This window comes from Blastomonas sp. UPD001 (assembly GCF_003426715.1).
In the GTDB taxonomy this organism is placed as follows: domain Bacteria; phylum Pseudomonadota; class Alphaproteobacteria; order Sphingomonadales; family Sphingomonadaceae; genus Blastomonas.
The window spans coordinates 1-672 of record NZ_QKVT01000035.1; the positions used below are offsets into that span (position 1 = coordinate 1).

Annotated in this window: 1 pseudogene; it reads left to right on the plus strand. The window is 68.3% G+C overall.

The window, feature by feature from the left end:
- Positions 1-257: 257 nt before the first annotated feature.
- Positions 258-672 (plus strand): annotated as a pseudogene (locus DM995_RS18115) (hypothetical protein); the annotation flags it as partial.

Below are 672 nucleotides of genomic sequence, written 5' to 3' on the forward strand. Positions count from 1 at the left end.
CAGCCATTGCGGAAAATGCAGGCACAGAACCGCCGCCACGCTGAGCAGCCCCAGCGCGATGGCCAGCACGCCGCTCAGCCAGCCGCTGCCGAAACGGCGCGGCGCGCGGTCTGCGAATATCCGGGTCAGCCATTGTTCTGCGGTCATCGCGCGCGAGCATGGCCGACAAGCGCAAACATATGGTTAGGGGACGCTCGGTGATCTTGACGAACCGCCAGCATTCGCCTTTGGCGGGGAGCGGACGCAAGGGGGGCAATATGCGCATTCTGACCTGGCTGGCTGCGATCGTTCTGGCATGGGGTACCATGCCACCCGCCGCAGCGCAGGTGACCATGCCCGACGGATCGGTCATCCCCAGCGATGTGATCGATGGTGCCGGTGCCGCCTGCAAGGCGGGCAAGGCCGATGCCTGTCTGGTGCGCGGGCTGGCGCTGACCAGCGGCATCGGCGAGGGAATCGAGATCGATCTGGCCGCCGCCGCGTTCCGCTCGGCCTGCGATGGCGGGCTGGGCATGGGCTGCGAGCAAGAGGCCGATATCGCCGCGCGGCGGCACGACAAGCGCCAGGACCTGAAGCTCGCCGCCGAACGCTGGGCCAGGGCACGCACGATCTATACGGCGAGCTGCGAAGCCGGCCATCCGCTCGCCTGCCACCGCCTCGCCGGCATGCTGA